Raw genomic sequence first — 7,741 nt, 5'->3', positions numbered from 1 at the left:
ATACTCCTCCGGCAGAAGCAGAAAAAGCTTATTATGCTTCCATCGGAAACGATGATCTGGCAGCCTGAGTTCACAGATAAAACACTCTCCAGGAAACCCGGGGCGGTTCAAACAGCAGAAACCCTGGATTCTGCCAGCTATCTTGGTCTGAGCTGTACAATCAAAGAGGTGCAGTTTACCGCAGGACAAAAGCAGGATATTGATGTCACCACGCTGTGTTCTGTTGAGCAGGAAAATATTAACGGTCTTGGTGCCGCGTCAGAGATTTCCATGTCAGGCAACTTTTACCTCAATGCTGCCCAGAACGCGTTGCGCAGTGCCTATGACAATGACACCACGTATGGCTTTAAAGTTATTTTTCCGTCAGGAAACGGATTTACCTTTATGGCAGAGGTGCGTCAGCATACCTGGTCTGCAGGAACCAATGGTGTTGTGGCTGCAACGTTTTCCCTGCGCCTGAAAGGTAAACCTGTGCTGACGACAGAGCCGCTGAAAGTGAAGGTCGATTTAAACAGCACGCTGCAGGTTTCTGCCGGAGCGAAACTCGAAATGGTGGTTGAGGCTGCCGGTGGTGTGCCGCCTTATTCTTATGTCTGGAAGAAAGGTAGTTCTCCTGTTTCCGGACAGACGGCGGCAACATTCAGTAAGGCATCAGCAGCATCAGGTGATGCCGGTGCGTATACCTGCGAGATTTCTGATTCAGCAAGCCCTGTTAACAAGGTGACCTCCACTTCCTGCACTGTTACCGTCAGTTAATGAGGATAGATGTGATGACTAAAAATATCCGCAATCTGGCACTGGCAACGATGTCGGGGTTTCGCCATAAAACTGTTGATGTGCCTGAATGGGAGGGAGCAACGGTTGTATTACGGGAACCTTCTGCAGAAGCCTGGTTGCGCTGGCAGGAGATCGTTAAAGCAAAAGATGATGAGACACCGTTATCCGTTGCGGAGCGCGCCCGCCGAAATCTGGAGGCAGATGTTGAACTGTTCATTGATGTTCTGTGTGATACCGGACTGCAACCTGTATTTTCAGAGGATGATCGTGAACAGGTGATTGCCGTGTATGGTCCGGTGCATGCGCGGCTTCTTCGGCAGTCTCTGGAACTGATCAGTGATGCCGGCGAGGTTAAAAAAAAGTAGCGCTTCCGGGGATGCGTTTTCTGATGATGCTGGCGCTCAGGATGGGGCGCACATTGTCAGAGTTACGCCGGGAAATGTCAGCATCAGAAATCATGATGTGGGCAGAATTTGACAGGTTCAGTCCGCTGGGGGACGAACGGGCTGATATCCGGGCTGCCCAGATTGTTTCAGCTGTTTACGGTGCGCAGGGGGTCAAAGTGCCACTGAATGATGCGCTTCTTCAGTGGGAGAAGGAGCAGACAGAAGGCGTATCAGATCCATTTGCCGGACTGGAAAACGCGCTTTTAATAGTGTCTCAGTGAGTCAACATAACCGCTTCGGCGGTTTTTTTTCGTCCGGAGAATGAGTGTGGCGACATTACGTGAACTGATTATTAAAATCTCGGCAAATTCCCGGTCATTCCAGTCAGAGATCTCCCGGGCTTCGCGTATGGGGCAGGATTACTACCGTACCATGCAGAACGGAGGCCGGCAGTCCGCTGCTGCATCCCGTGAAATGCGGCGTGCACTGGCAGAAGTGACGGATCAGATAAATACAGCTAAATCTTCGGCACTGAATATGGCGGGGGCATTTGCCGGAGCTTTTGCTACCGGTCATCTTATTTCTCTCGCCGATGAGTGGAATTCAGTAAATGCCCGTCTGAAGCAGGCTTCACAGTCCAGTGATGATTTTCAGGTATCACAACGTGAATTAATGGCAATCAGCCAGAGAACGGGAACGGCGTTTTCTGATAACGCCAGCCTTTTTGCCCGCTCTGCAGCTTCCATGCGGGAGTATGGCTACAGTTCTGAGGAGGTACTGAAAGTCACCGAGGCGATCTCCACGGGCCTGAAATTATCCGGTGCCAGTACAGCAGAAGCCAGTTCGGTGATCACGCAGTTCAGTCAGGCACTGGCGCAGGGAGTGCTGCGCGGTGAAGAATTTAACTCTGTGAATGAGAACGGCGATCGTGTTATTCGTGCGCTGGCTGCGGGAATGGGTGTTGCCCGTAAGGATCTGAAGGCCATGGCGGATAACGGAAAACTGACCGCCGATAAGGTTGTTCCTGCACTGATTAGTCAGCTTGGGGCGTTGCGTGATGAATATGCAGCAATGCCTGATACTGTTTCATCCTCTGCAACCAAAGTTGAAAACGCCTTTATGGCCTGGGTTGGTGGTGCGAACGAGGCAAGCGGAGTGACAAAGACACTCACCGGGGTGTTGAATGGTGTTGCAGACAATATTGATACCGTGGCTGCTGCAGCTGGCGCACTGGTTGCCGTCGGGGTAGCCCGATATTTTGGCAATATGGCGTCGTCTGCTGGATCTGCAACTGCTGGATTAATTACTGCAGCCAGAAACGAAGTGGCTCTTGCTGAAGCGCAACTTCGGGGGACACAGATAGCAACCGCCAGGGCGCGTGCGGCGGTTTATCGTGCGCAACAGGCGGTTGTTGCTGCTCGCGGTACCGAAAGGCAGGCCGCAGCAGAAGCGAAGCTGACAGCTGCCCAGGCGTCACTTACCCGTAATATTGCGGCCAGAACAGCTGCACAGACAACGCTGAATACTGTCACGTCAGTGGGGAGTCGTCTGTTAAGTGGTGCGCTGGGGTTGGTTGGTGGTGTGCCGGGACTCGTCATGCTGGGGGCGACGGCCTGGTACACGATGTATCAGAATCAGGAGCAGGCCAGAGAATCTGCACGCCAGTATGCCGCAACAATCGACGAAATTCGCCAGAAAACGTCGGCAATGTCGCTTCCTGAAGCGTCAGATAATGAGGAAAAGACGCGGCAGGCACTTGATGAGCAAAACAGGTTAATTGACGAGCAGAAAAGTAAGATTAAATCCTTACAGGAAAAAATTGCTGGCTATCAGTATGTGCTGGCAAACCCGGGCTGGACAACCGATAACGGTTTTATGATTAACCACATGACGTCGGTAAAAACTGTCACAGAAGGGCTTGCAGAAGCAACAAATCAACTGGCAGTTGAACAGTCCCGTCTCACACAAATGCAGGGCAAAGCGCAATCCATTCAGGATGTGCTTGCCGGGCTGGAGGAGCGACGGGTGGCGTTGATCCGTCAACAGGCCGCGGAACAAAACAAAGCGTATCAGTCCCTGTTGATCATGAATGGGCAGCATACCGAGTTTAATCGCCTTCTCGGGCTCGGTAATGAATTACTTCTGCAGCGACAGGGGCTGGTGAATGTACCGTTACGGCTACCACAGGCAACCCTGGATGATAAACAGCAGACCGCACTGAATAACAGCGAGCGCGAACTGGCTCTGTCCCGCCTGAAGGGGGAAGCCCGTGAGCGTGCCCGCCTGGGTTATGCTGCGGATGATCTCGGCTTTGTGGGAGAGGCGTATCAGACAGCCAGACAGAATTATATCAATAACTCACTGGATGCCTGGCGAAATAACCAGGCAAATAAACCCAAAGCGTATAAAAAGACCGAAGCGGAAAAAACAGAAGATATTTATAAACGGCTGATTAAACAGCAAAAAGAACAAATAGCACTGGCAGGGCAGAATACTGAACTGGCTAAGATGAAATATCAGGTCAGTCAGGGCGAATTATCAACCCTGTCAGAAGCGCAGAAAAAAACGCTTTTGCAGAATGCAGCACTCATCGACCAGAAAAAGATTCGTGAGCAGCTTGCTGCGTATGAGAGCAGTCTGGCGGACAGTAATGCCAGTGCCCGGGCATCTGACGAAGCGCAGTTGCTGGGATATGGTGAAGGCTCACGGATGCGTGAACGACTCCAGGAAATGTGGAGTATCCGGCAGGCGTTTGAGCAGAAAAATAACGAGCTGCTGAGACAGTATCAGGCCGGAGAAATTGAAGAAGCCCTGTGGAAACAGGAGAAAGAACTGAATAAAAAATATCTGGAAGAGCGTCTCAGCGATCAGCAGGATTATTATGCAAAGGCCGATGCTTTACGTAATAACTGGAATGCCGGACTCCAGGAGGGACTGACCAACTGGGCAGACAGTGCCACCGATTATGCTTCACAGGCGGCAGATGCTGTCGTTTCCACGATGGACGGGCTGGTATCAAATATTTCCGATGCACTGGCCGGGAATGTTGTGGACTGGAGGAACTGGGGGAGTTCAGTTCTCCGGGAAGTTTCAAAAATTCTGATGAATGCAGCCATTGTTAACGGACTGAAATCACTCTCCGGTGCCGGAGGGTGGCTTGGTACGGTCGGCGGATGGATTTCGGGGGCAGTGGCAAACGCAAAAGGTGGTGTTTACACATCGGCAAATCTGAGTGCTTACAGTAACACTATTGTGGATACACCGACGTATTTTGCTTTTGCGAAAGGTGCCGGGTTGATGGGCGAGGCCGGGCCTGAAGCAATCATGCCACTGACACGGGCAGCGGACGGCTCTCTTGGGGTCAGGGCCATTGGAAATGTGAATGGTGGTGGTGGATTTGTTTATTCTCCCGTGTATCACATCAGCATTCAGAATCAAGGGAGCAATGGCGAGATAGATGCGCGCTCAGCCAGGGGACTGGTGGATCTGATCGACAGCAGGGTTGTGTCAATTATGCAGTCATCGCGTCGGGATGGAGGATTGTACAGTGCCTGAGCCTGAAGTTTTTAACTGGATCCCCCGTGAGGGGATGGAGACGACACGAAAGCCATCAGTTATTACGGTAAAGTTTGGTGACGGATATGAACAGCGACGGGCTGGTGGTCTGAATGCGGATCTGAAAACGTTTAAACCGGTATTTCGTGTCACAGATGAATATTCCCGTGCCGCGCTGGACAGTTTTTTATCCCGTCATGCCGGGATTCGTGCTTTTTTGTGGCGTCCGCCAAAACACAACAGGACTGTCCGGGTTGTCTGCAGGGAGTGGAGCATTTCGGATAATGCCATGTATACCGATTTTAACTGTACCTTTGAAGAGGTCACTCACTGATGCAGGATATACAGCAGGAAACACTCAATGAGTGCACTAAAACGGAGCAATCCGCGCTGGTCGTGCTCTGGGAAATTGATCTGACAGAGGTCGGCGGAGATCGTTATTTCTTCTGTAATGAGCAGAACGAAAAAGGTGAACCAGTCACCTGGCAGGGGCGGCAGTATCAGGCTTATCCCATTCAGGGAAGCGGATTTGAGATGAACGGCAAAGGAGCCAGTGCAAGGCCAACGCTTAAAGTCTCTAATCTGTACGGCATGGTCACCGGGATGGCGGAAGATCTGCAGAGTCTGGTCGGCGGAACGGTGGTCCGGCGTAAGGTTTACGCCCGTTTTCTGGATGCGGTGAACTTCGTCAACGGAAACAGTGACGCCGATCCGGAGCAGGAGGTGATCAGCCGCTGGCGCATCGAACAGTGCAGCGAACTGAGCGCGGTCAGTGCCTCTTTTGTGCTGTCCACACCGACGGAAACGGATGGCGCTGTTTTTCCGGGGCGCATCATGCTGGCCAACACCTGCACCTGGATCTACCGCGGCGATGAGTGCGGTTATGATGGCCCGGCGGTCGCGGATGAATATGACCAGCCAACGTCCGATATCACGAAGGATAAGTGCAGCAAATGCCTGAGTGGTTGCAAGTTCCGCAATAACGTCGGCAATTTTGGCGGCTACCTTTCCATTAACAAACTTTCGCAGTAAACCCATGACAGAGACAGAATCAGCGATTCTGGCGCACGCCCGGCGATGTGCGCCAGCGGAGTCGTGCGGCTTCGTGGTGAGAACGCCGGAGGGGGACAGATATTTTCCCTGCGTGAATATCTCCGGTGAGCCGGAGGCGTATTTCCGGATGTCGCCGGAGGACTGGCTGCGGGCAGAGATGCAGGGTGAGATTGTGGCGCTGGTCCACAGCCACCCCGGTGGTCTGCCCTGGCTGAGTGAGGCCGACCGGCGGCTGCAGGTGCAGAGTGATTTGCCGTGGTGGCTGGTCTGCCGTGGGGAGATTCATAAATTCCGCTGTGTGCCGTATCTCACCGGGCGGCGCTTTGAGCACGGGGTGACGGACTGTTACACGCTGTTCCGGGATGCTTACCATCTGGCGGGGATTGAGATGCCGGATTTTCATCGCGAGGATGACTGGTGGCGTCACGGTCAGAATCTCTATCTGGATAATCTGGAGGCCACAGGGCTGTATCAGGTGCCGTTGTCAGCGGCGCAGCCGGGCGATGTGCTGCTGTGCTGTTTTGGTTCATCGGTGCCGAATCATGCCGCCATTTACTGTGGTGACGGCGAGCTGCTGCACCATATTCCTGAACAACTGAGCAAACGAGAGAGGTATACCGACAAATGGCAGCGACGCACACACTCCCTCTGGCGTCACCAGGCATGGCACGCATCTGCCTTTACGGGGATTTACAACGATTTGTCCGCCGCATCGATCTGCGTGTGAAAACGGGGGCCGAAGCCATCCGGGCGCTGGCCATGCAGATCCCGGCGTTTCGTCAGAAGCTGAGCGACGGCTGGTATCAGGTACGCATTGCCGGGCGTGATACAGGTGAAACGGAATTATCAGCCCGTCTTAATGAACCGCTGGCAAATGGTGCTGTGATCCATATCGTGCCGCGTCTGGCAGGAGCCAAAAGTGGCGGTGTGTTTCAGGCTGTGCTGGGGGCGGCTGTTATGGCGGTTGCTATATGGATGCCGGGGGTAGGAATTATGGCGAGTAATCTGCTGTTTTCTCTCGGTGCCAGTATGACGCTTGGCGGTGTTGCACAGATGCTGGCCCCTAAACCCAAAACCCCCCGCACACAGACAACGGATAACGGCAAACAGAACACCTATTTTTCTTCACTGGATAATATGGTTGCCCAGGGCAATGTTCTGCCCGTTCTGTACGGTGAAATGCGCGTGGGATCACGTGTGGTATCTCAGGAGATCAGCACAGCAGATGAAGGTGATGGTGGTCAGGTTGTGGTGATTGGTCGCTGATGAAAAACGTTTTATGTGAAACCGCCTCCGGGCGGTTTTATCGTTTATGGAGCATGACGAATGGGTAAAGGCAGCAGTAAGGGGCATACCCCGCGCGAAGCGAAGGACAACCTGAAATCCACGCAGCTGCTGAGTGTGATTGATGCCATCAGCGAAGGGCCGATTGAAGGTCCGGTGGATGGATTAAAAAGCGTGCTGCTGAACAGTACGCCAGTGCTGGACAGTGAGGGGAATACCAACATCTCCGGCGTCACGGTGGTGTTCCGGGCCGGTGAGCAGGAGCAGACACCGCCGGAGGGATTTGAATCCTCCGGCTCCGAGACGGTGCTGGGTACGGAAGTGAAATACGACACGCCGATCACCCGGACCATCACGTCGGCAAACATTGACCGACTGCGTTTTACCTTCGGCGTGCAGGCACTGGTGGAAACCACCTCAAAGGGGGACAGGAATCCGTCGGAAGTCCGCCTGCTGGTTCAGATACAGCGTAATGGTGGCTGGGTGACGGAAAAAGACATCACCATTAAGGGCAAAACCACCTCGCAGTATCTGGCCTCGGTGGTGGTGGGTAACCTGCCGCCGCGCCCGTTCAATATACGGATGCGCAGGATGACGCCGGACAGCACCACAGACCAGCTGCAGAACAAAACGCTCTGGTCGTCATACACCGAAATCATCGATGTGAAACAGTGCTACCCGAACAC

Annotated in this window: 8 protein-coding genes and 1 pseudogene; all 9 read left to right on the top strand. The window is 53.3% G+C overall.

The features are described 5' to 3' along the window. Window positions 1-51: 51 nt before the first annotated feature. Window positions 52-756 carry a phage tail protein gene (locus ACJHWT_RS24880; protein WP_410232373.1) on the top strand — a complete coding sequence of 235 codons (705 nt, stop codon included), beginning with the start codon at window positions 52-54 and terminating at the stop codon, window positions 754-756. Window positions 757-770: 14 nt separating this feature from the next. Further along, window positions 771-1,142, top strand: a complete 372-nt coding sequence (locus tag ACJHWT_RS24875; protein WP_000164661.1) for a phage tail assembly chaperone — start codon at window positions 771-773, stop codon at window positions 1,140-1,142. A 23-nt stretch (window positions 1,143-1,165) separates the two neighbouring features. Next, window positions 1,166-1,444: a DUF4035 domain-containing protein gene (locus ACJHWT_RS24870; protein ID WP_000978930.1), complete on the top strand. Its 279-nt coding sequence runs from the start codon at window positions 1,166-1,168 to the stop codon at window positions 1,442-1,444. Window positions 1,445-1,490: 46 nt separating this feature from the next. Continuing rightward, a complete protein-coding gene (locus ACJHWT_RS24865) occupies window positions 1,491-4,718 on the top strand; it encodes a phage tail tape measure protein (protein ID WP_024257906.1) in 3,228 nt (1,075 codons plus the stop codon). Then, entirely contained in the window at window positions 4,696-5,052 is a 357-nt protein-coding gene (locus ACJHWT_RS24860; RefSeq protein WP_001330090.1) for a phage tail protein, read from the top strand. The genes ACJHWT_RS24865 and ACJHWT_RS24860 overlap by 23 nt, the downstream gene beginning before the upstream one ends. After that, a complete protein-coding gene (locus ACJHWT_RS24855; protein ID WP_001152456.1) occupies window positions 5,052-5,750 on the top strand; it encodes a phage minor tail protein L in 699 nt (232 codons plus the stop codon). Before ACJHWT_RS24860 ends, ACJHWT_RS24855 begins: the two co-directional genes overlap by 1 nt. Window positions 5,751-5,754: 4 nt before the next feature. Continuing rightward, window positions 5,755-6,498, top strand: a complete 744-nt coding sequence (locus tag ACJHWT_RS24850; protein WP_032241748.1) for a C40 family peptidase — start codon at window positions 5,755-5,757, stop codon at window positions 6,496-6,498. Further along, complete coding sequence (locus ACJHWT_RS24845) at window positions 6,495-7,037, top strand: tail assembly protein (RefSeq protein WP_001377948.1); 543 nt, start codon at window positions 6,495-6,497, stop codon at window positions 7,035-7,037. The genes ACJHWT_RS24850 and ACJHWT_RS24845 overlap by 4 nt, the downstream gene beginning before the upstream one ends. A gap of 60 nt (window positions 7,038-7,097) precedes the next feature. After that, window positions 7,098-7,741: pseudogene (locus ACJHWT_RS24840) on the top strand (host specificity protein J); the annotation flags it as partial.

This window comes from Escherichia sp. WS338 (assembly GCF_046486405.1).
In the GTDB taxonomy this organism is placed as follows: Bacteria; Pseudomonadota; Gammaproteobacteria; order Enterobacterales; family Enterobacteriaceae; genus Escherichia; species Escherichia coli.
This window is presented reverse-complemented; position numbering and strand designations above follow the sequence as displayed.